Here is a 23,068-nt window from a genome sequence, read left to right on the forward strand (position 1 = left end):
AGGAAAAACAATGACAAAACGTGTAACGATTATCGATGTAAAAGACTACGTTGGTCAAGAAGTGACCATCGGAGCCTGGGTTGCCAACAAATCAGGAAAAGGGAAAATTGCTTTTTTGCAATTGCGTGATGGAACAGCCTTCTTCCAAGGTGTAGCCTTTAAACCAAACTTTGTAGAAAAATTTGGTGAAGAAGTGGGTCTAGAGAAGTTTGATGTCATCAAACGATTGAGCCAAGAAACTTCTGTCTATGTGACAGGGATTGTCAAAGAAGATGAGCGTTCTAAGTTTGGTTATGAGCTCGATATCACTGACATCGAAGTCATCGGTGAATCTCAAGACTACCCAATCACACCAAAAGAACACGGAACTGACTTCTTGATGGACAACCGTCACTTGTGGCTCCGTTCTCGTAAGCAAGTGGCTGTGATGCAAATCCGTAATGCAATCATCTATGCAACTTATGAGTTTTTCGACAAGAACGGATTCATGAAATTTGATAGTCCAATCCTTTCAGGAAATGCGGCAGAAGATTCAACTGAACTCTTTGAAACAGACTACTTTGGAACACCAGCCTACTTGAGCCAATCAGGTCAGCTTTACCTAGAAGCAGGAGCTATGGCTCTTGGCCGTGTCTTTGACTTTGGTCCAGTATTCCGTGCTGAAAAATCAAAAACACGCCGTCACTTGACTGAGTTCTGGATGATGGACGCAGAGTACTCATACTTGACACACGATGAGTCACTTGACTTGCAAGAAGCTTACGTGAAAGCTCTTCTTCAAGGTGTACTTGACCGTGCACCTCAAGCCTTGGAAACCTTGGAACGTGATACAGAGCTCTTGAAACGCTACATTGCTGAGCCATTCAAACGTATCACTTATGATCAAGCCATTGACCTCTTGCAAGAGCATGAGAATGATGAAGATGCTGACTATGAGCATTTGGAACATGGAGATGACTTTGGTTCACCACATGAAACATGGATTTCAAACCATTTTGGTGTCCCAACCTTCGTTATCAACTACCCAGCAGCTATAAAGGCCTTCTACATGAAACCAGTTCCTGGAAATCCAGAACGTGTGCTTTGTGCAGACTTGCTTGCACCAGAAGGCTATGGAGAAATCATCGGTGGTTCAATGCGTGAGGAAGACTATGACGCCCTTGTCGCTAAAATGGAAGAACTTGGTATGGATCGTACAGAGTATGAATTTTACCTTGACCTTCGTAAATATGGTACAGTACCACACGGAGGATTTGGTATCGGTATCGAGCGTATGGTAACCTTCGCAGCAGGTACAAAACACATCCGTGAAGCTATTCCATTCCCACGTATGTTGCATCGTATTAAACCATAAAAAAACTAAAACGCCGTAATAGGCGTTTTTTCAAAACACCATAATACTTGAAGGAAGAGGTGAGGAACATGTAAAGTAAAGCTTAACAAGTGACAAACACAAAGATACATATACACTTGTTAAAGGAGAAATTATGTTTAAACGAAATTATCGGAAGAATATCGGTCTCATGGCTGGTGTGGAATTTTTTGCCTTTTTGGGCATTACCAGCTTTTGGATTCTATTCCTCAGTCAAAATGGGATGTCACTTTTGCAGATTGGCTTATTGGAAAGCATTTTTCATGCCACCAGTGTCATTTGTGAAATTCCCTCTGGAATGTTAGCTGATCGCTATTCATATAAAACCAATCTGTATTTAAGTCGAATAGCTGGGATTGCGTCGTCTATTCTCATGTTAGTAGGGCAAGGTAATTTTTGGATTTATGCACTCGCGATGGTGGTGAGTGCCTTGTCTTATAATTTTGATTCGGGGACGAGTGCAGCCATGGTTTATGATTCGGCCGTGGAGGCTGGATTAAAAGAGCGCTACTTGTCTATCTCAAGTTTTATGTCAGGAGTAGCAGAAGGAACTCGGTCTTTGGGGACCGTTTTAGCGGGGTTTTTTGTCCATGGTCAATTGCACTTGACCTACTATATCATGATTGCCACTTCGATTATCGTTCTTTTTCTAACTTGGATGTTAAAAGAGCCTAGTGTTAAAGCGCAAAAATCTGAGCGTCTGACGATGAAAAGAATTATGTTGACTGTCAAAGAGGTGCTGCAGAGAAATCCCAGTCTTTTTGGCTGGATGATTCTTTCCCAAATCATCGGAACTCTGATGTGCATGTTTTATTTTTACTATCAAAATCAACTGCCTGACTTAGAAGATTGGCAGATTTCGATGGTCATGTTGATGGGCAGTGTTTTGAATATCTGGGCAGTTTATCTAGCGAGTAAGATTGGAAAGAGATATTCAGCCTTAAAGCTCTTTCCAATTCTTGTACTCTTGACAGGAGTGACTTACTTGCTTTCCTACTTTGGTACGCCACTGATTTATATTTTGGTTTATTTGATCAGTAACGCCTTATATGCTCTCTTTCAGCCGATTTTTGACAACAATTTACAAAAGCGACTCCCAAGTGAGGTACGGGCAACCATGCTAAGTGTCTACTCTATGATGTTCAGCCTGAGTATGATCGTCATTTTTCCTCTGACAGGGTGGTTGATTGACTATCTAGGATTTGTAGTAGCCTTCCTTTACTTAGGATTCTTTTTAGTATTAGCAGGCTTTTTGTTAATATTCATTTTGAAAGAGATGGCCAGATCTTTGGAACTGAAAAAGAATGTTATTTCTAAGCAATAGAGTTATTTTTCATTTTTATCTTTTTTCTCTTGCTATCTACTAGTATTTCTAGTATAATAGTTAATTGTGAGCAAACCTCACTTACCCCTTGCAAAGTCTTGGGGTCATTAGACCAAAAGGAGGAACATATCAATGGCTAAATACGAAATTCTTTATATCATTCGTCCAAACATTGAAGAAGAAGCGAAAAACGCTTTGGTAGCACGTTTTGACTCTATCTTGACTGACAACGGTGCAACTGTTGTTGAATCAAAATCATGGGAAAAACGTCGTCTTGCATACGAAATCCAAGATTTCCGTGAAGGACTTTACCACATCGTTAACGTTGAAGCAAACGACGACGCAGCTCTTAAAGAGTTTGACCGTCTTTCAAAAATCAACGCTGACATTCTTCGTCACATGATCGTCAAACTTGACGCGTAAGAAGGTAAATTATGATTAACAATGTTGTACTTGTAGGGCGTATGACACGTGACGCTGAGTTGCGTTATACCCCATCAAATGTAGCAGTTGCGACTTTTACTCTTGCAGTAAACCGTACATTCAAGAGTCAAAATGGCGAACGTGAGGCTGATTTTATCAATGTCGTTATGTGGCGCCAACAGGCTGAAAATCTTGCTAACTGGGCTAAAAAAGGCTCTCTTATCGGGATAACCGGTCGTATCCAGACTCGTAGTTACGATAACCAGCAAGGACAACGTGTCTACGTAACAGAAGTCGTGGCTGATAATTTCCAAATGTTGGAAAGCCGTAGTGTGCGTGAAGGACATACAGGTGGAGCTTATTCTGCACCAACTGCTAGTTATACAGCACCTACACAATCAGTACCAGACTTTTCACGTGATGAAAATCCATTTGGAGCAACCAATCCTTTGGATATTTCAGATGATGATTTACCATTCTAATGGACAATTAAAACTATAAAGGAGAAAAAACATGGCTCAACAACGTCGTGGCGGATTCAAACGCCGTAAAAAAGTTGATTACATCGCAGCAAACAAAATTGAATATGTTGATTACAAAGATACTGAGCTTCTTAGCCGTTTCGTTTCAGAACGTGGAAAAATCCTTCCTCGTCGTGTAACAGGAACTTCAGCTAAAAACCAACGTAAAGTAACAACAGCTATCAAACGCGCTCGCGTAATGGCTTTGATGCCTTTCGTAAACGAAGATTAAAAAAGTGGTCCAGTGGACCTCTTTTTCATGAGCTTGAAAATAAGAAAGCGAGTCAAGACCCCAACGGGTCTTTTTTTCTGACTCACTCGAGTCTTTTTTTCAGATTCGGTTGAACCTCTTTTTCAGACCTCGGTTGGACAGAGCTACTTTTTGACCTAGTAAGCTGCTTTTTTCTTACTAGGTCTTTTTCTTTTAATTATCGTGCTATAATGGTAGGAGAAAGCTTTAAAGGAGCAACTTATGAAGACGACATGTTCAATTAGGAAAATGCAAGAATCTGACATTAAAGATCTATCTCGAGGATTTACCAGCCAAGGTTGGCCTGGTAGAGAGGAAATTTTAACTCGATACTTTAAGGAGCAGGAGAGTGGAGAGAGGGAAGTTTTAGTTGCTGATTTTGAGGGTGTAGTAGCGGGATACATTACTATTTTACAAATTGCCAAGCAAGGGCCGTTCGCAGAAATCTATCCAGAACTTTCAGATTTCAATGTCTTTGATCCCTTTCAAAATCAAGGTATTGGAAATCTCTTGATGGAAGAAGCTGAAAATCGAGTTAAGCTTTTTTCGGACAAAGTGACGTTGGGTGTAGGGCTCCATTCAGGGTATGGACCTGCCCAGAGATTGTACATCAAACGAGGATATATTCCAGATGGTACGGGTGTCTGGTATCGAAACCAACCGTTGAAAATGAATGCGACTATTCAAAATAATGATGATTTAGTTCTGTACTTATCCAAGGAATTAGAATAAGAGATAGCGAATTTTTTGGAGATGTGGGATTTCTCTACTTTATGGTATAATGGAAAGTGTTAGATTGAAAGAGGTAGAGAGATGAATGCAAAATTAAAATACAAGGCAAAGAAGATTAAAATCGTCTTCTTTGATATCGATGATACCCTGCGTGCGTCAAAGACAGGCTTTATTCCAGCTACAATTCCTACTGTCTTTAAGCAGTTGCGTGAAAAAGGAATTTTAACAGGAATCGCCTCTGGACGTGGTATTTTTGGAGTCGTTCCAGAGATTCGAGACCTCAAGCCTGACTTTTTTGTGACTCTGAATGGTGCTTATATAGAAGATAAAAAAGGTCAGGTCATTTATCAACATCAGATTGAGAAGTCAGATGTTAAGGAGTACATTTCTTGGACGAAGAAAGAGGGGATTGAATATGGTTTGGTTGGCAGTCATGCTGCTAAACTCTCCACTCGGACAGAAATGATCAGTGAGGCTATTGATCCGATTTATCCGAACTTGGATGTGGATCCTGACTTCCATGAAAAAGCAGACATTTATCAGATGTGGACTTTTGAAGATAAAGGGGATGACTTGCACTTGCCAGATTCCTTGTCGGATAAACTTCGCATGGTGCGTTGGCATGAACATTCATCTGATATCGTGCCTATTTCAGGTTCAAAAGCCACAGGTGTAGCCAAGGTGGTGGAGCATTTAGGCTTGAAACCAGAGAATGTCATGGTCTTTGGAGATGGTCTCAATGACTTGGAACTCTTTGATTATGCTGGAATCAGCATTGCCATGGGTGTTTCCCATGATAAAATCAAAGAAAAAGCAGATTATATAACAAAAACAGTAGAAGAAGATGGCATTTTTGATGCCTTAGAAGGATTTGGTATGGTAAAAAAAGAATTGCATTTCCCACAAGTAGACATTGAAACAGTAGAAGGTCCGTTGGCGACCATTAAGACAAACCACGGAGACTTGCGTATCAAGCTCTTCCCTGAGCAGGCTCCCAAAACAGTTGCCAACTTTGTCGCTCTTTCAAAAGACGGTTACTATGATGGCGTCATTTTCCACCGCATTATCAAGGACTTTATGATCCAAGGTGGAGACCCAACTGGTACTGGTATGGGTGGAGAGTCAATTTATGGACAAGCTTTTGAAGATGAATTTTCAGAAGAACTTTACAATGTTCGTGGTGCTCTTTCTATGGCCAATGCTGGTCCAAATACCAACGGTAGCCAGTTCTTTATCGTTCAAAACCAACACTTGCCATACTCTAAGAAAGAGATTGCGCGTGGTGGTTGGCCAGAACCAATCGCTGAGATTTATGCGGAGCAAGGAGGAACTCCTCACCTTGACCGCCGCCATACTGTTTTTGGGCAGTTGGTAGATGCAGAATCTTTTGCTGTCTTAGATGCCATTGCAGCTGTTGAGACTGGAGCGATGGATAAACCAGTTGAAGATGTAGTAATTGAAACGATTGAAATTGAGGACTAGGATGAAAATTGGTGATAAGCTAAAGGGGCGTATTACAGGAATTCAGCCCTATGGTGCCTTTGTCGAGTTAGAGACAGGGGTGATTGGGCTGATTCATATTTCAGAAATTCGGACAGGATTTATTGAAAATATCTATGAAGTTTTGAAAATTGGTGAAGAAGTGCAAGTTCAGGTTGTTGATTTGGACGAATTTTCAGGTAAAGCCAGTCTGTCTATTCGCACTCTGGAGGAAGAAAAACACCAATTGCCAAGACGGAGACGTTTTTCAAATGACCGTATCAAGCACGGTTTTGCACCTCTTGGCCGAATGATGCCAATCTGGACAAGGGAAGCCCTCAACAATCTGAAAGAGAAAAACTAGTCTATTAGATTTCGTATTTTTTAAAATCAATATATGGAAAAACAATTATTAAAACCAGGAGAGCGCATCAACCAGCTCTTTTCGACAGATATCAAAATCATTCAAAATAGAGAAGTGTTTAGCTATTCGGTGGATAGTGTTCTCTTATCACGCTTTCCTCGCTTTCCTAAAAATGGCTTAATTGTGGACTTTTGTGCTGGAAATGGTGCAGTTGGACTTTTTGCAAGTAGTCGTACCAAGGCAAAAATTCTCTCTGTAGAGATTCAGGAGCGCTTGGCGGATATGGCAGAGCGTTCGGTTCAGTTGAATGGATTGGAAGAGCAGATGCAGGTTATCTGCGATGATTTGAAAAATATGCCTGCACGCATTCAGGGAAGCAAGGTGGATATGATTTTGTGCAATCCGCCTTATTTCAAGGTGGATCCCCATTCCAATCTGAACGAGAGTGAACACTACCTTTTAGCTAGACATGAAATTACAACCAATCTAGAAGAAATTTGTCGAAGTGCTCAGAGTATTCTCAAGTCTAATGGACGTTTGGCTATGGTTCATCGTCCAGATCGGCTTTTAGATATCTTAGAGATGCTCAAACGCCATAATTTGGCACCCAAGCGCCTGCAATTTGTCTATCCTAAACGAGAAAAAGAAGCCAATATGCTTTTAATAGAAGCTATCAAAGATGGGTCTATTAGTGGCTTCAAGGTCTTGCCTCCCCTCATTGTTCACAATGAAGATGGCTCCTATACGCCAGAAATTCAAGAGATTTACTATGGATCATAAGGCATATATGTACGTGGTGGAGTGCCGTGACGGTTCTTACTATACTGGTTATACGACAGATGTTAAGAAACGCCTTGCCGTTCATAATAGTGGTAAGGGAGCCAAGTATACCCGAGCTCGCTTGCCAGTCAAACTCATCTATGTAGAGGGCTTTGCTAGCAAGGAAGAAGCCATGTCTGCAGAGGCTCTCCTCAAACGTAAGAAACGTCCACAGAAAGAACGATTTCTATCCGAAAATCAAGATAAAAATCTAGTCAACCATATTGAAATCTAACGAGGAGTCCTTTGACTCCTCTTACTTTTGTCAAAATAGGAAAAAAGTGCTAAAATAAGATGAATAAATTAAAAGAGGTATTATCATGTCTAAGATTCTAGTATTTGGTCACCAAAATCCAGACTCAGATGCCATCGGGTCATCTGTAGCCTTTGCTTATCTTGCTAAAGAGGCTTATGGATTGGACACAGAAGCAGTAGCACTTGGAACTCCTAATGAAGAAACAGCCTTTGTTTTGAACTATTTTGGTGTAGAAGCACCGCGTGTTATCACATCAGCTAAAGCAGAAGGTGCAGAGCAAGTTATCCTAACTGACCACAATGAATTCCAACAATCTGTTTCAGATATCGCTGAAGTAGAAGTTTATGGTGTTGTAGACCACCACCGTGTAGCTAACTTTGAAACTGCAAGCCCACTCTACATGCGTTTGGAACCAGTTGGATCTGCGTCTTCAATCGTTTACCGCATGTTCAAAGAACACGGTGTAGCAGTTCCTAAAGAAATTGCTGGTTTGATGCTTTCAGGTTTGATTTCAGATACCCTTCTTTTGAAATCACCAACAACTCACCCATCTGATAAAGTCATTGCTCCTGAATTGGCAGAATTAGCAGGCGTGAACTTGGAAGAGTACGGTCTTGCTATGCTCAAGGCTGGTACCAACTTGGCTAGCAAATCTGCTGAAGAATTGATTGACATCGATGCTAAGACCTTTGAACTCAACGGAAATAAGGTTCGTGTAGCCCAAGTAAATACAGTTGATATTGCTGAAGTCTTGGAACGTCAAGCTGAAATCGAAGCTGCAATGCAGGCAGCTAATGCTGCAAACGGCTACTCTGACTTTGTCTTGATGATTACTGATATTGTGAACTCAAACTCAGAAATTCTGGCTCTTGGATCAAACATGGACAAGGTTGAAGCTGCCTTCAACTTTAAACTTGAAAACAACCATGCCTTCCTTCCAGGTGCCGTTTCACGTAAGAAACAAGTGGTGCCTCAGTTGACAGAAAGCTTTAATGGCTAATAGTCTGAGTGATAATTGAAATGAGGAAACGTTAGTTTCCTTATAGCTAAAGGGGTTTTGGCTCCTTTTTTTCTAGGAGAGAAAGATGTTAGAAAATGGTGACTTGATTTTTGTGAAGGATCTTTCAGATATGGGGCAGGCTATCCAAGCTTCGACTGGAAACTATAGTCATGTAGCTATCTTTTTAGACGGTTTGATTTATCATGCTAGTGGGCAAGCAGGTGTCATCTGTCAAGAACCAGCAGAATTTTTTGAACCGACTCATCTCTACGACCTTTATGTCTATCCAGAGCTGGAAGCTGACTTGGTAAAGGAAAGTGCTAGCAAACATTTAGGTGCACCCTATAATACCTCTTTTTATCCAGATGGATCTGGCTTTTACTGCTCTCAGTACATCGCTGAAATCCTACCTATTTTTGAAAGCGTTCCGATGAAATTTGGGGATGGGGAGCAGGAGATTAGTGATTTTTGGAGAGAATATTATAGGAAACTCGAACTTCCTGTGCCTCTGAACCAGCCGGGGACCAATCCCAGTCAGTTGGCAGCATCTCCTCTTTTAGAATGTAAAGAAAGGAATCTTCATGATTCAGATTTTTAATCCCTCTCGTTTAACTCGACAATCATTTTTTATAGATTTGGTAGACTATCTGGAAGAACATGATGATGTAATCCTCCGGGAAATCAAGGCTCAGTTTCCAGATGTGGCAGTTGATAAACTCATGGAAGAGTATATTAAGGCAGGCTTGATCCTAAGGGAAAACAAACGCTATTTTCTCAATCTCCCTATGCCTGAGTCACTCGATAGTCTAGAACTAGATCAAGAGATTTTTGTCAGAGAGGACAGTCCAGTCTATCAAACCTTGCTCGGGAAGACTTTTGATACAGAATTGCGCAATCAAACCAATGCAGCCATTTTAGTCGAATGTACGGATTTTGCTAGAGAAAAAATGACCCTGTCGAATTATTTCTACAAGGTCAAAAATCAATATCCTTTGACACAAAAACAGCAGGAACTCTATGCCATTTTGGGAGATGTCAATCCTGAGTATGCTCTCAAGTATATGACGACTTTTTTACTCAAGTTCCTCAAAAAGAACCAACTCATGCAGAAACGGCGTGATATCTTCGTTGAGAGTTTAGTTGTCTTGGGTTATATTGTTCAAAACGAAGAAGGGAAGTATGAGTTGGCGGTTGATTTTGACAAGGAACGGTTGTCTTTCTATTTGCCTTAATTATTTGCTTTTGAGCAGATTGTTTGACTTTACTAAAGAATAAGCATAAACTGAATGTAAGCGATAACCATTGTCGTATTAAAAGCAAAGGAGACAGAGCTATGTCACTTGAAAATAAATTGGAACAAGCAACTGGTGCTATCAAAGAAGGATTTGGTAAAGTTACTGGCGATAGCAAAACAGAAGCAGAAGGCGTTGTAGAAAAGACAGTTGCCAAAGCAAAAGAAGTTGTTGAAGATGCTAAAGGTGCTGTAGAAGGTGCCGTTGAAGGTCTTAAAAACTCATTTAAGAAAGAAGACTAAAAAAATCAAGGGAAGACTTCCCTTGATTTTTTGATTTTATAGGTAACGTTCTGCGACAGCTGAGTCACCAGGGTAGGATTCTTTCACTCCATTGACGATCTGGTAGCAATCAGCTCCCTTACCTGCAATAATCACGGCATCGAGTTCTTGGCCAGTGATGGACATGGCTGCTTTGATGGCTTGTTTGCGATCGGCAATCTTTTCAACAGGATGGTCGATATAGCTACTGATTTCCTCTGCAATCGCCATTGGATCTTCATAGTTGGGGTCGTCAGCAGTTAGAAAGACTTGAATCTCAGGGTGTTGATTGAGGAGGAGGCCAAAGTCTTTGCGACGACTTTCCCCCTTGTTTCCAGTAGAACCGAGAACCAGAGCGATTTTTCCAGTTTGATGAGTTTCAACTACATTGATGAGTTTTTTCAGACTGTCCCCGTTGTGGGCATAGTCAATGAAAACCTTAGCTCCATTTTTCTGTGTGAGGACTTCCATGCGTCCAGGAACTCGGGTTGTAGCAATTCCTTTTTTGATGTCCTCTAGACTAGCACCTAGACGAAGGCAGGCAAGTCCTGCAGCAACTGCATTTTCTTGGTTGAAGTGGCCAATGAGTTGGATATCATAATCGCCAGCGAGTTTTCCTGTAACTGAAAAGCTAAAGGCTTTGGAGTTCTCGATTTGGTTGTCAGACTTACTACCATAGAAGTCATGCTCTTTATGTTCCACTTGTTCTTTCAGTACAGTGAAGTGGTCCATGTCGCTGTTAATGACAACTGCTCGGCTATTTTCCATCAAGAGACGCTTGTGGTAGAAGTAGTCTTCAAAAGTCGGATGCTCAATCGGACCGATATGATCAGGACTGATGTTGAGAAAAACACCGGCGTCAAATGTGAGACCATAAACGCGGTTGACCAGATAGGCCTGACTGGAAACTTCCATAATCAGATGGGTGCGATCATTTTGCACAGCTTGAGCTATCATCTCAAAGAGATCAATGCTCTCAGGAGTTGTCAGTGCAGACTTAAAGAAGGTCTTGCCGTCTAAGGTTGTATTCATGGTAGACAGCATAGCAGGGCGGAAACGTTGAGAAAGGATATTGTAGGCGAAGTAAGCAGCCGTTGTTTTTCCTTTGGTCCCTGTGAAAGCAAGAATTTTGAGTTTCTCTTGTGGATTACCATAGAACTCCATGGCAATCAAACTCATAGCTTTCTTGATGTCACTAACGACAATAACAGGGATACCAACTTCGTAGTCCTTTTCAGCTACATACCATGCTAAGCCCTGAGTTATAGCAGAAAGAAGGTATTCTTTTTTAAAGGCAGCACCTTTTGCAAAAAAAAGAGTGCCTGCTTTTACTTTACGACTGTCGTAACTGATACTATCAAAATCGACATCACTGTAATTGTAGTAGTAATGTCCCTGATCAATAATCTCGCGAAAAAGGCCATCTTTCTTTAAAATATCTAATACGGTTTCAATCTTTATCATACTTTCTATTATAAACTTCAAGTCTGAATTTTACAAGTAACAAGGAAAAGTTTATAATGGAAGATAAGGAACTTTTCCTAGTTATCAAAATTGAATGAGGAAGCTATGTCTAACGAAAACAATCACCAGCAGGCTCAGATGTTACGAGGGACTGCTTGGCTAACAGCTAGTAACTTTATTAGTCGCCTCCTTGGTGCTATCTATATTATTCCCTGGTATATCTGGATGGGGACCTATGCTGCCAAGGCAAATGGACTCTTTACCATGGGTTATAATATTTACGCCTGGTTCTTGCTGATTTCGACAGCGGGTATCCCAGTTGCGGTCGCTAAACAAGTAGCCAAGTACAATACCATGAGAGAAGAAGAGCACAGCTTTGCCTTGATTCGGAGTTTCCTAGGATTTATGACTGGCTTAGGACTGGTTTTTGCCTTGGTCTTGTATCTCTTTTCTCCTTGGTTGGCAGATTTATCGGGTGTGGGGAAAGACCTGATTCCCATCATGCAGAGCTTGGCTTGGGCGGTCTTGATTTTCCCGTCTATGAGTGTCATCAGAGGCTTCTTCCAAGGGATGAACAACCTTAAACCTTATGCTATGAGTCAAATCGCCGAGCAGGTAATCCGTGTCATCTGGATGTTGTTGGCGACCTTTATTATTATGAAGTTGGGGTCAGGAGACTACTTATCAGCAGTTACCCAGTCGACCTTTGCAGCCTTTGTGGGCATGGTGGCTAGTTTTGCAGTCTTGATCTACTTTCTAGCCCAAGAAGGTTTACTCAAAAGAGTATTTGAAACACGGGATAAAATCAATAGTAAGCGACTCTTAGTCGATACCATCAAGGAAGCCATTCCCTTTATCCTGACAGGATCAGCCATCCAGCTCTTTCAGATTTTAGACCAGATGACCTTTATCAATAGTATGAAGTGGTTTACCAACTACAGCAATGAAGACTTGGTTGTTATGTTTTCTTATTTCTCTGCCAATCCTAATAAAATCACCATGATTTTAATCTCTGTGGGGGTTTCAATTGGGAGTGTCGGCTTGCCGCTTTTGACGGAAAACTATGTAAAAGGCGACTTGCAGGCGGCTGCTCGCCTAGTTCAAGATAGTATGACTATGCTCTTTATGTTTCTCTTACCAGCAACAGTTGGAGTCGTCATGGTAGGTGAACCTCTCTATACAGTCTTTTATGGAAAACCAGATAGTTTGGCCATGGGCTTATTTGTCTTTGCAGTTTTGCAGTCTACTATCCTAGGCTTGTATATGGTCTTGTCTCCTATGCTTCAGGCCATGTTCCGCAACCGCAAGGCAGTACTTTACTTTGTCTATGGTTCCATTGCTAAATTAGTCTTGCAGTTACCAGCTATTGCCATTTTCCATAGTTATGGTCCCTTGATTTCAACGACCATCGGTCTCATCATTCCAAATGTTCTGATGTATCGAGATATCTGCAGGGTAACAGGTGCTCGTCGAAAGATTATCTTGAAACGAACCATTTTGATTACCATTTTGACTCTTGTCATGTTTATCCTAGTTGGCTTCTTGCAATGGCTACTTGGTTTTGTCTTCCAGCCAAGTGGACGCTTCTGGAGTTTCCTTTATGTAGCCCTCATCGGGGGACTTGGAGGAGGTCTCTATGGTTTGATGAGTCTACGGACACGACTCTTGGACAAGATAATAGGTAAAGTTCAAGCAGACAGACTACGAGCAAAATTTAAACTGTCTTAACAGAACTAAAAGAAATGCTAGCTCCTTATTAATTGTTTGGGTTAGCTTAAACTTAGATTTCCATAAATTAAAATCCCTAGAATCAGTTGTTCTAGGGATTTATTGGGGTGTGAGCATCATTAACTCTACAATCATAGCGATATAGAGGACTAAGGTTAGGAGAAAACCAGCTCTCCAGAAGAATTTGATAAATCTAGGGTAGTAAAAACTTCTTTTTTTGAGGAGGGAAAAGATAACTAGGAGGATTGCTAGGAGTGAAAGTGCTACGCCAAGTCGCGGTAGAAAGTTATGGGTAAAAGCTTTAGCAGTGATAAGGTAGTACTCGAATACTAAAAGTGGAAAAGCTAAATCCGCGAAATTAAATCCTAATTTCCTAAGTCCGAAAAGCTTGGTGACAATAAAGCAAACCACCAAGGTTAATACCAATAATAAAATAGATGCTAATTTCATTAAAATCATACCCATATTGTATCATAAAAAATCGCTAATGGAAACGAGAAACAGAGGAATTTATAGGAAAGTCAGGCTTTTGAGATTGTGGGTGTTTTTTGTTATAATGAAAGTTATGAAATCTTATAATACCTTGAATGATTATTATCGAAAACTCTTTGGAGAAAAGACCTTTAAAGTTCCTATTGATGCGGGGTTTGACTGTCCCAATCGTGATGGGACTGTGGCTCATGGAGGCTGTACTTTTTGTACGGTTTCAGGTTCTGGGGATGCTATCGTAGCACCGGATGCACCTATCCGTGAGCAATTTTATAAGGAAATTGACTTTATGCACCGCAAGTGGCCAGATGTCCAGAAGTATCTGGTTTATTTTCAAAATTTTACCAATACCCATGAAAAGGTGGAAGTCATTCGGGAGCGCTATGAACAAGCTATCAACGAACCGGGTGTGGTGGGAATCAATATCGGAACCCGCCCAGATTGCCTACCAGACGAAACCATTGAATATTTGGCTGAGTTATCGGAACACATGCATGTGACGGTAGAATTAGGCTTACAAACTACTTTTGAAGCAACCTCTGACTTGATTAACCGTGCCCATTCCTACGAATTGTATGTGGAAACGGTCAAACGCTTGCGGAAATATCCTAAGATTGAGATTGTTTCCCATTTGATCAATGGTTTGCCTGGGGAGACTCATGAGATGATGGTCGAAAATGTCCGCCGCTGTGTCACGGATAATGATATTCAAGGAATTAAACTGCACTTGCTTCACCTCATGACCAATACACGGATGCAGCGAGATTACCATGAAGGACGTTTGCAACTGATGAGTCAGGATGAGTATGTCAAGGTCATCTGTGACCAACTGGAAATCATTCCCAAGCATATCGTCATCCATCGAATCACAGGAGATGCACCGAGAGATATGTTGATTGGTCCTATGTGGAGCCTCAATAAATGGGAAGTGCTAAATGCTATTGAAACTGAAATGAGACGACGTGGCAGTGTTCAAGGATGCAAAGCTGTAAAACAGGAGTTTGAAAATGAAAAGACCACTTGAGATGGCACATGATTTTTTGGCTGAAGTCGTGACAAAAGAGGATATCGTTGTGGATGCGACCATGGGGAATGGACACGATACGCTTTTTTTAGCCAAGTTAGCCAAGCAAGTCTATGCCTTTGATATACAAGAACAAGCATTGGTGAAAACTCAAGACCGTTTAAATGAGGCAGGTTTAGAAAATGTCCAGTTGATTTTGCAAGGACATGAGACACTTGATCAGTTTGTGACAGAAGCCAAGGCAGGGATTTTTAATCTGGGTTATTTGCCTTCTGCTGACAAATCCGTCATCACCAGACCTCAGACTACCATTGAAGCACTAGACAAGCTCTGTCAGATTTTAGTCAAGGGTGGAAGGATTGCCATTATGATTTACTATGGTCATGAGGGGGGAGATATTGAGAGGGATGCTGTTTTGGACTTTGTTAGCCAGCTGAACCAACAAGAGTACACTGCTGCCATTTATCGGACCCTCAACCAAGTCAACAATCCCCCGTTTTTAGTTATGATTGAGAAATTAGAAAGATATAGACATGGATAAACAATACCTACGTGAGAAATTAGAGACTATGCGCCAAAATTTTGTCGAGTCAACGCATCATGAGCGAGCAGTTGGGGTGCTCGACGAAGCACATATGAGTAAGAAAATGCTTAAAATTAAGAAAAAGTTAGTGGCTCTTGAAATGGAACGGTGCCAGAAAAAAATTGAGCACAAAGACTGTTCCAAGATTGATCAGAAAATCCAAGAGCAGAAGGAGATGTTTGAATTTTGTTGTAAAAAAGACTAAGGAGGAATTGTGTGGAATTACTTATATACTTGATTCTATTTTTATTTGTCTTAATCATTTCAACCACGACCAATAAACTTCTACCTTTTTTGCCCCTCCCTCTGGTACAAATCCTTTTTGGGATTGGGATTGGTCTCTTTATACCAAACAACGACTTTCATCTCAATACGGAGTTATTTTTGGCACTGGTTATCGGGCCCTTGCTTTTCCGAGAGTCCGAAGAAGCAGACATCACGGCTATTTTAAAACACTGGCGCATCATTGTTTATCTCATATTTCCAGTGATCTTTATCTCGACCTTGAGTTTGGGAGCCTTGGCTCATTTCCTTTGGCTGAGCCTTCCCTTAGCTGCCTGTTTGGCTGTTGGGGCAGCGCTTGGTCCGACGGATTTGGTAGCTTTTGCTTCTCTGTCTGAGCGTTTTAGTTTCCCAAAACGGGTATCCAATATCCTCAAAGGAGAAGGACTTTTAAATGATGCTTCTGGCCTGGTTGCCTTTCAGGTGGCCCTGGCTGCATGGACAACAGGCGCTTTTTCCCTCAGTCATGCTGGAACTTCCCTAGCGCTTTCGATCCTTGGTGGTTTTGCAGTCGGTTTTGTGACGGCAATGATCAATCGTTTCCTGCATACATTTTTACTGAGTGTGCGAGCGACAGATATAGCGAGTGAACTCTTGCTTGAACTGAGTTTGCCTCTCATGACCTTCTTTATCGCCGAAGAAATCCATGTTTCAGGGATTATCGCAGTTGTAGTTGCAGGGATTTTGAAGGCCAGTCGTTTCAAAAAAATCACGCTCCTCGAAGCCCAAGTAGATACTGTTACTGATACTGTTTGGCATACCGTGACCTTTATGCTCAATGGATCTGTCTTTGTCATCTTGGGGATGGAATTGGAAATTATAGCAGAACCTATCCTGACCAATCCCCTTTATAACCCCTTAATCTTAGTAGTATCGGTTGTTTTACTGACATTCTTACTTTTTGCCATTCGCTTTGTCATGATTTATGGCTTCTATATTTGGAGAACTCGACGTCTCAAGAAAAGTCTTCGTAAATACATGAAGGATATGCTCCTTTTGACCTTCTCTGGTGTAAAAGGAACGGTTTCTATTGCAACCATTCTTCTCATACCTAGTAATCTAGAGCAGGAGTATCCCCTCTTACTTTTTCTAGTAGCAGGTGTCACACTATTAAGCTTTTTAACAGGTCTCTTAGTTCTTCCCCATCTTTCCGAGGAGCAAGAGGAAACCAAAGATTACCTCATGCACATTGCGATTTTAAATGAGGTCACAGCAGAATTAGAAAAAGAACTGGAAGGGCATAAGAACAAACTATCCCTTTATGCGGCTATTGATAATTATCACGGTCGAATTGAAAACCTAATCCTTAGTCAAGAAAACAAAAGTGCCCAAGAAGACTGGGAGGCTTTAAAACTCCTCATCCTGAGTATCGAAAGCGATGGTTTGGAGCAGGCTTACGAGGAAGGGAAAATCGGTGAGCGTAGTTATCAAGTTTACCAACGCTATCTGAAAAATATGGAGCAGAGCATCAATCGAAAGGTGGCTTCCCGCCTAACATATTACTTCCTTGTATCGCTCCGTATCTTGCGTTTTGTCCTGCATGAATTGCTAACCTTTGGCCAGACCTTCCGTAGTTGGAATGACAAAGAGCAACGTCGTCTTCGAGCTATTGACTATGATCAAATATCCGAACTCTATCTGGAGAATACGGAGTTGATTATCGAAAGTTTGGAAAACCTCAAAGGGATTTATAAGAGTTCTTTGATCAGCTTTATGCAGGAGTCTCGCTTGCGTGAAACGGCTATTATCGGTAGTGGTGCCTTTGTCGAACGTGTTATCAATCGTATCAAACCAAATAATATCGATGAAATGCTAAGAGGTTACTATCTAGAACGTAAGCTAATCTTTGAATACGAAGAGAAGAAATTGATTACGACCAAGTATGCCAAGAAATTACGGCAAAATGTCAACAATCTTGAGAATTATTCTCTAAAAGAAGCCGCAAATACCCTACCCTATGATATGATGGAATTAGTCAGAAGAAATTAGTTTAGAAAATCAAATTGTATTAGGAGGATTGCAACATGAAAAAGTGGTGGAAAGAGCTGATGAAACGGCCCTTGTTGAAAGCTTTTTTACATTTTTATCAAGCTTCCGATAGTGAGCTGACCAGTGTTGCAGTTGCCTACTATTGGTTGATTTCAATCTTCCCCTTGCTGATGATAGTGGTCAATATTTTGCCCTATTTTCAAATTCCGATTTCAAATTTTTTGCTCACCATCAAGGAATTTGTACCAGATACAGTCTATGATGTGGTAGCAAAGATTGCCCGAGAAGTCCTGACTCAACCGTCGACTGGTTTGCTGAGTTTTGCCGTCTTGTCTGCTCTTTGGACCTTCTCGAAATCGATGGATTTCCTCCAAAAAGCCTTTAATAAGGCCTATGGAGTGGCCAAGAGTCGAGGAATCATCTCCCATCAACTGATGAGTTTATTTGTTAGTTTTGGCTTGCAGATTCTTTTTGCTCTGGCCTTGTTTCTGAGTATGTTTGGGCGTATGTTGCTCAACCTAGTCAAAACTTACTGGCAATCAGACAGTCCTTTCTTTGATTATCTACAGGACTTTACAGGCCCTTTGATTTATGTCTTGCTCTTTGCCATCTTGGTCATGCTCTACTATTTCCTTCCAAATGTCAGAGTCCCTCGTATTCGCTACGTTTTTCCTGGTAGTATCTTTGTTTTGCTGACTCTTGTCTTTCTTTTGAACATCTTTTCTGTCTATTTCAATAACTATGTCAATCATCTAGTTGACGTCCGATTTTTCAGTTCTATTATCGTTGTAGTCATGATGTTCTGGTTTATTCTCATCGCAAAGATTTTGATTATCGGAGCAGTTATCAATGCCAGTGTGCAGAGTTTGAAGGATCCAAGGTTTCGTGGTGACACATTCATTTTAAAGAATGGAGAATAATAAAAAGACGCTTTATTTACAAAGTGTCTTTTTATTGCATTTGCAATAAAAATATGCTATTCTATCCTCATAGATGCGAAAGGAGGAAACATGTCGTTATTACGCGAAATAGGAATTATAGCCCGTGCCTTGGACTCTATTGCCAATATCGAATTTCGTGATATAGACCTAGCTCGTGGGCAATATCTTTATTTGGTTCGAATCAAGGAAAATCCAGGTATTATCCAAGAAGCTTTATCAGATATGCTAAAGGTTGATCGCTCAACTGTTGCCCGTTCTGTAAAAAAGCTAGAAGAAAAGGGATTGATAGAGCAAAGAGCAGCTGTGGATAATCGGAAAAATAAGGAGTGGTTTGTAACAGAAAAAGGTGAGAGTCTCTATCCTTTTATCCTAGCTGAACATCACTACTCGGAGAACTCAGCCTTAAAGGGATTTTCTAAGGAAGAGGCCAGGGAACTGGAGAGCCTACTAATTCGGGTTAGAAAAAATATTACAAGTGATTGGGATATGGTCAAAAAAGGCCAGAAAAGAGATTATTTATAATAAGAGGTGGAAGATGAAAGTTATCGTTGAAAATGAATTTTGGAACTTGTTTCCAGAGGCACAGATTAGTGTTCTAGTAGTAAAGGGATTAGACAATACAGTTGATGAAAGTAAGGATCCTTATTTCAAATCTTTGCTAGACAAGGGAGCCAAGCGAGCTGAGGAGTATATCTCAGATGATAATTTCACACAAAATGAGGTCATTCAAGAATGGCGTCAGGCTTTCAGCAAGTTCAAAACGAAAAAAGGTGCCCGTTCTTCGATTGAAGCCCTACTTAAGCGGGTCAGTCAGGGAAGAGAGTTCAACCCCATCAATCCCTTAGTAGATATCTATAATAGTGTTTCATTATCTTATGCGGTCCCCTGTGGTGGTGAAGATGTGAACAAGATTGTAGGTAGTCTTCATCTCGGTCAGGCTAAGGGAGGAGAACCTTTCTTTCCACTAGGAGCTGAAAACGATGCGCCTGCACTTCCAGAAGAACTGATCTATTACGATGATGAAGGAGCGGTTTGTCGCTGTCTCAACTGGAGAGAGGCACAGAGAACCATGCTGACAGAAGAGACAAAAGATGCTGTCTTAGTGATTGAAGCGATCAATGCAGAACAGGCAACACGTGCTCGGGCTGCCATGGAAGAATTACAGGACTTGGTAAAGGACTACTTTGGTGTTCAAGGCAAACTGATTCATCTAACTTCTGAGTCCCCAGAAATTACACTTTAAACAGAAATAGCCCCGTTATCTCTTAGGAATAAAATTTCCTAAAGAAATGACGGAGCTATTTTTAATAGATAAACATGGCATCACCGAAACTGAAGAAACGGTAGTGTTCTTGAATAGCGTAGTGGTAAGCATCTAAGACTAATTCACGGCCTGCAAAGGCAGAAACCAACATGACGAGGGTTGATTTGGGCAGGTGGAAGTTGGTTGAAAAAGCATCCACGACCTTCCATTCGTAACCAGGTTTGATAAAGATATTGGTCCAACCAGAATCTGCTTGGATTTGCCCATCAAACTTGGAACCGATGGTTTCCAGTGTGCGGATCGAAGTAGTTCCAACAGCGATAACACGACCGCCATCTTCCTTGACAGAGCGAAGGGTGGCTGCTGCTTCATCAGAAAGTTGGTAGAACTCTGAGTGCATTTCGTGTTCGTCCAGATTGTCAACAGAAACAGGGCGGAAAGTTCCGAGTCCGACGTGAAGAGTGAGATAGACCAGATGAACACCTTTGGCTTGGATTTCTGCTAGCAGTTCTTTGGTGAAGTGCAGTCCAGCAGTCGGTGCAGCAGCAGAGCCACTTTCTTTAGCGTAGACCGTTTGATAACGTTCACGGTCATCCAGTTTTTCATGGATATAAGGCGGTAATGGCATTTCACCTAGACTTTCCAAAACTTCTAGGAAAATTCCTTGGTATTCAAAGTGGACAATGCGGCCCCCATGGGTCAATTCCTCTGTAACGATAGCGCTGAGACGACCATCACCAAAGCTGATACGAGTACCGACCTTGAGACGTTTGGCAGGTTTGGCTAGGACTTCCCACTCATCACCAGCAGTATTTTTGAGAAGAAGAAGCTCCACGTGGCCACCTGTTTCTTCCTTTTGACCATAGAGACGGGCTGGGAGAACACGTGTGTCGTTCATGACAAGGGCATCACCTGGTTCCAACATATCAATAATAGAGTGGAAGTGTTTATCCTGAAATTCCCCCGTCTCACGATTAACGATGAGGAGTTTGGAGGCATCTCGTTTTTCAAGGGGTGTTTGGGCAATCAATTCCTCAGGCAAGTGGAAATCAAAATCAGCTGTATTCATATATCTGTTCATTCTTTCTAACTTCTAATCCTATCCATTATAACACGTTTCAAGTTTGGGCGCTCTTTTTTTAGAAATTAAATCGTTTTCACTTGACAAAAATTGGTCTATACCATATAATGAATATAGAAATATGGAGGATATAAAATGAAAGTTATAAAAGTTGAAAATCAAGTTGAAGGTGGAAAAGTAGCTTTTGAGATTTTGAAGGAAAAATTGGCCAATGGTGCTCAAACATTAGGACTTGCGACAGGAAGCAGCCCGCTTGAGTTTTACAAGGAAATTGTGGAGAGTGACCTTGATTTTTCAAATCTAACCAGTGTAAACCTTGATGAGTATGTAGGGCTTGATGGGGACAACCCACAGTCTTACCGTCACTTCATGCAAGAAAACTTGTTTAACCAAAAACCATTTAAAGAAAGCTTCTTGCCACGTGGTATTAAGGACAATGCTGAAGCTGAAGTGGAACGCTACAACCAAATTTTGGCTGATCATCCAGTTGATCTCCAAATTTTAGGAATCGGTCGCAATGGACATATCGGCTTTAACGAGCCAGGCACTCCATTTGACAGTCAAACGCATCTAGTCGAACTTGACCAGTCTACCATCGAAGCTAATGCTCGCTTCTTTGACAAGATTGAAGACGTCCCAACCCAAGCCATTTCAATGGGAATTAAAAACATCTTGGATGCCAAGTCTATTCTTCTCTTTGCTTATGGTGAGTCAAAAGCAGAAGCCATTGCTGGAACAGTATCAGGACCAGTGACTGAGAACCTCCCAGCAAGTAGCCTACAAAACCACCCTGATGTGACCATCATTGCCGATGCAGCAGCGCTTAGTTTGCTTGAAAAATAAAATTAGGAACCATTTGCTCTTTTGGGTAAGTGGTTTTTTACTTCAAATATTCACTATTCTGCTAAAGTGGTATAATATAGCTATACAGGTGAGGCTCGAACTTTGATTTATATAATCGGTTTTATTTGTTTTTTACTTTTAGTTTTACTGTTTTGTCGTCTCATTCAGAAACCAAAGAATTCTTCGGTTTTTCTAGGAAAACGAATGATGAAATTGTGGAATTGGGCTGATCTCCCCATGTTTGTATGGGCAATTCGTCATCTGGATAGAACCTTATAAAATTGTTAAAAACTAATGGAGGTACAATCATGAAACAATTATTTTTATGTTCATATTTTGCTGGTGTCAAAAATCTTTTTAGTGATTATGCAAAGGAAAAAAATCTAGAAAAAAAGGTTTTATTTATTCCTACCGCTGGGAACAAAGAGGACTATACTGCCTATATCGATGAGGCTCAGCAAACATTCAGGGATTTAGGATTTGAGATAGAGGTTCTAGATATTGCTTCTTGTGATCGAGAAACTGCTCAGGCAAAGATTTTCCAAAGCAAGATTCTTTATATCTCAGGCGGGAATACCTTTTATTTATTACAAGAATTAAAGAAAAAACAACTCCTATCTCTTATCAAAGAGCAAATAAGAGATGGGCTGGTCTATGTGGGAGAATCAGCAGGAGCTATCATTACAGCCAAGGATATTGACTACAATAAACTCATGGACGATAAGACGGTAGCGACAGAGTTATCTGATACAGCGGGATTAGATGAAGTGGATTTTTACATACTTCCACATTATGGTGAGGAACCTTTTACTGATAGTAGTCAGAAGACCTTTGAAACCTATAAAAATCAGCTCAGCTTAATGCTAATGAACAATTCCCAAGCCGTAATTGTAAATAGCGAAGAATTAAAAGTTGTTTCTGAACAGGATTAAAATAAATTTCTTTTTGCTATTATGGTGTCCATTCTAATACGTTGCCTCTCTAAAAAAAGAAAGTGAAGATAATATAAGTTTATGGCAGTTTTTTCTCTTGACATTTATTCATTTTGCATGTAAAATAGAATAGATCTTGAACTTGAAGGGAGTGAAAAAAATGTCTAAAACAGTAGTACGTAAGAATGAATCTCTTGACGATGCACTTCGTCGTTTCAAACGTGCGGTTACTAAAGCTGGTACTCTTCAAGAAACACGCAAACGTGAATTCTATGAAAAACCTTCTGTAAAACGTAAACGTAAATCAGAAGCAGCTCGTAAACGTAAAAAATTCTAATTAGAAATGAAAGGCTAGA

The 23,068-nt window shown here is 40.8% G+C and carries 28 protein-coding genes and 1 pseudogene; 26 read left to right on the forward strand and 3 right to left on the reverse strand.

The window, feature by feature from the left end; translation table 11 throughout:
- Window positions 1–10 precede the first annotated feature (10 nt).
- From asnS to HMPREF9184_RS03925, 14 genes are all read left to right on the forward strand, one after another.
- Window positions 11–1,354: an asparagine--tRNA ligase gene (gene asnS / locus HMPREF9184_RS03860; RefSeq protein ID WP_000167158.1), complete on the forward strand. Its 1,344-nt coding sequence runs from the start codon at window positions 11–13 to the stop codon at window positions 1,352–1,354.
- Window positions 1,355–1,487: 133 nt separating this feature from the next.
- Window positions 1,488–2,696, forward strand: coding sequence for an MFS transporter (locus tag HMPREF9184_RS03865; protein ID WP_000476800.1), 1,209 nt, complete (start codon window positions 1,488–1,490; stop codon window positions 2,694–2,696).
- A gap of 132 nt (window positions 2,697–2,828) precedes the next feature.
- Window positions 2,829–3,119 carry a 30S ribosomal protein S6 gene (rpsF, locus tag HMPREF9184_RS03870; protein WP_001151782.1) on the forward strand — a complete coding sequence of 97 codons (291 nt, stop codon included), beginning with the start codon at window positions 2,829–2,831 and terminating at the stop codon, window positions 3,117–3,119.
- A gap of 11 nt (window positions 3,120–3,130) precedes the next feature.
- A complete protein-coding gene (gene ssbA, locus HMPREF9184_RS03875; RefSeq protein WP_000609594.1) occupies window positions 3,131–3,601 on the forward strand; it encodes a single-stranded DNA-binding protein SsbA in 471 nt (156 codons plus the stop codon).
- Between the two features lie 31 nt (window positions 3,602–3,632).
- On the forward strand, window positions 3,633–3,872 hold the full coding sequence (gene rpsR, locus HMPREF9184_RS03880; RefSeq protein WP_000068664.1) for a 30S ribosomal protein S18: 240 nt from the start codon (window positions 3,633–3,635) through the stop codon (window positions 3,870–3,872).
- Between the two features lie 240 nt (window positions 3,873–4,112).
- On the forward strand, window positions 4,113–4,622 hold the full coding sequence (locus HMPREF9184_RS03885) for a GNAT family N-acetyltransferase (RefSeq protein ID WP_033585920.1): 510 nt from the start codon (window positions 4,113–4,115) through the stop codon (window positions 4,620–4,622).
- Window positions 4,623–4,703: 81 nt separating this feature from the next.
- Complete coding sequence (locus tag HMPREF9184_RS03890; RefSeq protein ID WP_000992229.1) at window positions 4,704–6,104, forward strand: bifunctional Cof-type HAD-IIB family hydrolase/peptidylprolyl isomerase; 1,401 nt, start codon at window positions 4,704–4,706, stop codon at window positions 6,102–6,104.
- Between the two features lies 1 nt (window position 6,105).
- Window positions 6,106–6,465, forward strand: coding sequence for a S1 RNA-binding domain-containing protein (locus tag HMPREF9184_RS03895; protein WP_000689606.1), 360 nt, complete (start codon window positions 6,106–6,108; stop codon window positions 6,463–6,465).
- A gap of 33 nt (window positions 6,466–6,498) precedes the next feature.
- A complete protein-coding gene (locus HMPREF9184_RS03900; RefSeq protein ID WP_000414875.1) occupies window positions 6,499–7,245 on the forward strand; it encodes a tRNA1(Val) (adenine(37)-N6)-methyltransferase in 747 nt (248 codons plus the stop codon).
- Complete coding sequence (locus tag HMPREF9184_RS03905; RefSeq protein WP_000349623.1) at window positions 7,235–7,519, forward strand: GIY-YIG nuclease family protein; 285 nt, start codon at window positions 7,235–7,237, stop codon at window positions 7,517–7,519. Before HMPREF9184_RS03900 ends, HMPREF9184_RS03905 begins: the two co-directional genes overlap by 11 nt.
- An 85-nt stretch (window positions 7,520–7,604) precedes the next feature.
- Window positions 7,605–8,540, forward strand: a complete 936-nt coding sequence (locus HMPREF9184_RS03910; protein ID WP_000036036.1) for a manganese-dependent inorganic pyrophosphatase — start codon at window positions 7,605–7,607, stop codon at window positions 8,538–8,540.
- A gap of 85 nt (window positions 8,541–8,625) precedes the next feature.
- Window positions 8,626–9,138, forward strand: a complete 513-nt coding sequence (locus HMPREF9184_RS03915; RefSeq protein ID WP_000892231.1) for a YiiX/YebB-like N1pC/P60 family cysteine hydrolase — start codon at window positions 8,626–8,628, stop codon at window positions 9,136–9,138.
- Complete coding sequence (locus HMPREF9184_RS03920) at window positions 9,122–9,772, forward strand: DUF1803 domain-containing protein (protein WP_000614495.1); 651 nt, start codon at window positions 9,122–9,124, stop codon at window positions 9,770–9,772. Before HMPREF9184_RS03915 ends, HMPREF9184_RS03920 begins: the two co-directional genes overlap by 17 nt.
- A gap of 101 nt (window positions 9,773–9,873) precedes the next feature.
- Window positions 9,874–10,074: a CsbD family protein gene (locus tag HMPREF9184_RS03925; protein ID WP_000051187.1), complete on the forward strand. Its 201-nt coding sequence runs from the start codon at window positions 9,874–9,876 to the stop codon at window positions 10,072–10,074.
- Between the two features lie 36 nt (window positions 10,075–10,110).
- Here the strand turns inward: HMPREF9184_RS03925 and HMPREF9184_RS03930 are convergent, their stop codons facing one another.
- Window positions 10,111–11,556, reverse strand: a complete 1,446-nt coding sequence (locus HMPREF9184_RS03930; protein ID WP_000590322.1) for a UDP-N-acetylmuramoyl-L-alanyl-D-glutamate--L-lysine ligase — start codon at window positions 11,554–11,556, stop codon at window positions 10,111–10,113.
- Between the two features lie 105 nt (window positions 11,557–11,661).
- Here HMPREF9184_RS03930 and HMPREF9184_RS03935 point away from each other — a divergent pair, with 105 nt between their 5' ends.
- A complete protein-coding gene (locus tag HMPREF9184_RS03935; protein ID WP_000064190.1) occupies window positions 11,662–13,284 on the forward strand; it encodes a putative polysaccharide biosynthesis protein in 1,623 nt (540 codons plus the stop codon).
- A 99-nt stretch (window positions 13,285–13,383) separates the two neighbouring features.
- On the opposite strand, the gene HMPREF9184_RS03940 is transcribed toward HMPREF9184_RS03935, so the two are convergent.
- Window positions 13,384–13,749, reverse strand: a complete 366-nt coding sequence (locus HMPREF9184_RS03940) for a DUF3397 domain-containing protein (protein WP_000525417.1) — start codon at window positions 13,747–13,749, stop codon at window positions 13,384–13,386.
- Between the two features lie 91 nt (window positions 13,750–13,840).
- Between HMPREF9184_RS03940 and HMPREF9184_RS03945 the strand changes: the two genes are divergently transcribed.
- The 7 genes from HMPREF9184_RS03945 to HMPREF9184_RS03975 all read left to right on the forward strand — a co-directional run bounded on the left by HMPREF9184_RS03945 (window position 13,841) and on the right by HMPREF9184_RS03975 (window position 19,835).
- The gene (locus tag HMPREF9184_RS03945; RefSeq protein ID WP_000867023.1) at window positions 13,841–14,797 is read left to right on the forward strand and encodes a TIGR01212 family radical SAM protein; all 957 of its coding nucleotides are present in this window, start codon (window positions 13,841–13,843) and stop codon (window positions 14,795–14,797) included.
- A complete protein-coding gene (locus HMPREF9184_RS03950; protein WP_000828426.1) occupies window positions 14,781–15,338 on the forward strand; it encodes a tRNA (mnm(5)s(2)U34)-methyltransferase in 558 nt (185 codons plus the stop codon). The genes HMPREF9184_RS03945 and HMPREF9184_RS03950 overlap by 17 nt, the downstream gene beginning before the upstream one ends.
- Window positions 15,331–15,585: a hypothetical protein gene (locus HMPREF9184_RS03955; protein WP_000361101.1), complete on the forward strand. Its 255-nt coding sequence runs from the start codon at window positions 15,331–15,333 to the stop codon at window positions 15,583–15,585. Before HMPREF9184_RS03950 ends, HMPREF9184_RS03955 begins: the two co-directional genes overlap by 8 nt.
- Before the next feature lie 11 nt (window positions 15,586–15,596).
- A complete protein-coding gene (locus HMPREF9184_RS03960) occupies window positions 15,597–17,651 on the forward strand; it encodes a cation:proton antiporter (RefSeq protein WP_000421606.1) in 2,055 nt (684 codons plus the stop codon).
- 35 nt (window positions 17,652–17,686) lie between these two features.
- Window positions 17,687–18,571: a YihY/virulence factor BrkB family protein gene (locus tag HMPREF9184_RS03965; RefSeq protein WP_000759527.1), complete on the forward strand. Its 885-nt coding sequence runs from the start codon at window positions 17,687–17,689 to the stop codon at window positions 18,569–18,571.
- A 90-nt stretch (window positions 18,572–18,661) separates the two neighbouring features.
- Window positions 18,662–19,114: a MarR family winged helix-turn-helix transcriptional regulator gene (locus HMPREF9184_RS03970; RefSeq protein WP_000055210.1), complete on the forward strand. Its 453-nt coding sequence runs from the start codon at window positions 18,662–18,664 to the stop codon at window positions 19,112–19,114.
- Between the two features lie 13 nt (window positions 19,115–19,127).
- Window positions 19,128–19,835: a B3/B4 domain-containing protein gene (locus tag HMPREF9184_RS03975; protein ID WP_000864838.1), complete on the forward strand. Its 708-nt coding sequence runs from the start codon at window positions 19,128–19,130 to the stop codon at window positions 19,833–19,835.
- A gap of 61 nt (window positions 19,836–19,896) precedes the next feature.
- Here the strand turns inward: HMPREF9184_RS03975 and queA are convergent, their stop codons facing one another.
- Window positions 19,897–20,925: a tRNA preQ1(34) S-adenosylmethionine ribosyltransferase-isomerase QueA gene (gene queA / locus HMPREF9184_RS03980; RefSeq protein ID WP_001090128.1), complete on the reverse strand. Its 1,029-nt coding sequence runs from the start codon at window positions 20,923–20,925 to the stop codon at window positions 19,897–19,899.
- 147 nt (window positions 20,926–21,072) lie between these two features.
- Between queA and HMPREF9184_RS03985 the strand changes: the two genes are divergently transcribed.
- The 4 genes and pseudogenes from HMPREF9184_RS03985 to rpsU all read left to right on the forward strand — a co-directional run bounded on the left by HMPREF9184_RS03985 (window position 21,073) and on the right by rpsU (window position 23,049).
- The gene (locus tag HMPREF9184_RS03985) at window positions 21,073–21,780 is read left to right on the forward strand and encodes a glucosamine-6-phosphate deaminase (RefSeq protein ID WP_000864601.1); all 708 of its coding nucleotides are present in this window, start codon (window positions 21,073–21,075) and stop codon (window positions 21,778–21,780) included.
- A 102-nt stretch (window positions 21,781–21,882) separates the two neighbouring features.
- Window positions 21,883–22,053: pseudogene (locus tag HMPREF9184_RS10030) on the forward strand (class I SAM-dependent methyltransferase); the annotation flags it as partial.
- Between the two features lie 35 nt (window positions 22,054–22,088).
- Window positions 22,089–22,712: a Type 1 glutamine amidotransferase-like domain-containing protein gene (locus tag HMPREF9184_RS03990; protein ID WP_000811179.1), complete on the forward strand. Its 624-nt coding sequence runs from the start codon at window positions 22,089–22,091 to the stop codon at window positions 22,710–22,712.
- A gap of 160 nt (window positions 22,713–22,872) precedes the next feature.
- A complete protein-coding gene (gene rpsU, locus HMPREF9184_RS03995) occupies window positions 22,873–23,049 on the forward strand; it encodes a 30S ribosomal protein S21 (RefSeq protein WP_000048054.1) in 177 nt (58 codons plus the stop codon).
- Window positions 23,050–23,068 lie beyond the last annotated feature (19 nt).

The sequence above is a fragment of the Streptococcus sp. oral taxon 058 str. F0407 genome (genome assembly GCF_000235485.1).
In the GTDB taxonomy this organism is placed as follows: domain Bacteria; phylum Bacillota; class Bacilli; order Lactobacillales; family Streptococcaceae; genus Streptococcus.

Excerpts from the sequence above, each read along its gene's own strand:
- asnS (WP_000167158.1), top strand. The coding sequence starts at position 11 with ATGACAAAACGTGTAACGATTATCGATGTAAAAGACTACGTTGGTCAA.
- HMPREF9184_RS03865 (WP_000476800.1), top strand. The coding sequence starts at position 1,488 with ATGTTTAAACGAAATTATCGGAAGAATATCGGTCTCATGGCTGGTGTG.
- rpsF (WP_001151782.1), top strand. The coding sequence starts at position 2,829 with ATGGCTAAATACGAAATTCTTTATATCATTCGTCCAAACATTGAAGAA.
- ssbA (WP_000609594.1), top strand. The coding sequence starts at position 3,131 with ATGATTAACAATGTTGTACTTGTAGGGCGTATGACACGTGACGCTGAG.
- rpsR (WP_000068664.1), top strand. The coding sequence starts at position 3,633 with ATGGCTCAACAACGTCGTGGCGGATTCAAACGCCGTAAAAAAGTTGAT.
- HMPREF9184_RS03885 (WP_033585920.1), top strand. The coding sequence starts at position 4,113 with ATGAAGACGACATGTTCAATTAGGAAAATGCAAGAATCTGACATTAAA.
- HMPREF9184_RS03890 (WP_000992229.1), top strand. The coding sequence starts at position 4,704 with ATGAATGCAAAATTAAAATACAAGGCAAAGAAGATTAAAATCGTCTTC.
- HMPREF9184_RS03895 (WP_000689606.1), top strand. The coding sequence starts at position 6,106 with ATGAAAATTGGTGATAAGCTAAAGGGGCGTATTACAGGAATTCAGCCC.
- HMPREF9184_RS03900 (WP_000414875.1), top strand. The coding sequence starts at position 6,499 with ATGGAAAAACAATTATTAAAACCAGGAGAGCGCATCAACCAGCTCTTT.
- HMPREF9184_RS03905 (WP_000349623.1), top strand. The coding sequence starts at position 7,235 with ATGGATCATAAGGCATATATGTACGTGGTGGAGTGCCGTGACGGTTCT.
- HMPREF9184_RS03910 (WP_000036036.1), top strand. The coding sequence starts at position 7,605 with ATGTCTAAGATTCTAGTATTTGGTCACCAAAATCCAGACTCAGATGCC.
- HMPREF9184_RS03915 (WP_000892231.1), top strand. The coding sequence starts at position 8,626 with ATGTTAGAAAATGGTGACTTGATTTTTGTGAAGGATCTTTCAGATATG.
- HMPREF9184_RS03920 (WP_000614495.1), top strand. The coding sequence starts at position 9,122 with ATGATTCAGATTTTTAATCCCTCTCGTTTAACTCGACAATCATTTTTT.
- HMPREF9184_RS03925 (WP_000051187.1), top strand. The coding sequence starts at position 9,874 with ATGTCACTTGAAAATAAATTGGAACAAGCAACTGGTGCTATCAAAGAA.
- HMPREF9184_RS03930 (WP_000590322.1), bottom strand. The coding sequence starts at position 11,556 with ATGATAAAGATTGAAACCGTATTAGATATTTTAAAGAAAGATGGCCTT.
- HMPREF9184_RS03935 (WP_000064190.1), top strand. The coding sequence starts at position 11,662 with ATGTCTAACGAAAACAATCACCAGCAGGCTCAGATGTTACGAGGGACT.
- HMPREF9184_RS03940 (WP_000525417.1), bottom strand. The coding sequence starts at position 13,749 with ATGGGTATGATTTTAATGAAATTAGCATCTATTTTATTATTGGTATTA.
- HMPREF9184_RS03945 (WP_000867023.1), top strand. The coding sequence starts at position 13,841 with ATGAAAGTTATGAAATCTTATAATACCTTGAATGATTATTATCGAAAA.
- HMPREF9184_RS03950 (WP_000828426.1), top strand. The coding sequence starts at position 14,781 with ATGAAAAGACCACTTGAGATGGCACATGATTTTTTGGCTGAAGTCGTG.
- HMPREF9184_RS03955 (WP_000361101.1), top strand. The coding sequence starts at position 15,331 with ATGGATAAACAATACCTACGTGAGAAATTAGAGACTATGCGCCAAAAT.
- HMPREF9184_RS03965 (WP_000759527.1), top strand. The coding sequence starts at position 17,687 with ATGAAAAAGTGGTGGAAAGAGCTGATGAAACGGCCCTTGTTGAAAGCT.
- HMPREF9184_RS03970 (WP_000055210.1), top strand. The coding sequence starts at position 18,662 with ATGTCGTTATTACGCGAAATAGGAATTATAGCCCGTGCCTTGGACTCT.
- HMPREF9184_RS03975 (WP_000864838.1), top strand. The coding sequence starts at position 19,128 with ATGAAAGTTATCGTTGAAAATGAATTTTGGAACTTGTTTCCAGAGGCA.
- queA (WP_001090128.1), bottom strand. The coding sequence starts at position 20,925 with ATGAATACAGCTGATTTTGATTTCCACTTGCCTGAGGAATTGATTGCC.
- HMPREF9184_RS03985 (WP_000864601.1), top strand. The coding sequence starts at position 21,073 with ATGAAAGTTATAAAAGTTGAAAATCAAGTTGAAGGTGGAAAAGTAGCT.
- HMPREF9184_RS03990 (WP_000811179.1), top strand. The coding sequence starts at position 22,089 with ATGAAACAATTATTTTTATGTTCATATTTTGCTGGTGTCAAAAATCTT.
- rpsU (WP_000048054.1), top strand. The coding sequence starts at position 22,873 with ATGTCTAAAACAGTAGTACGTAAGAATGAATCTCTTGACGATGCACTT.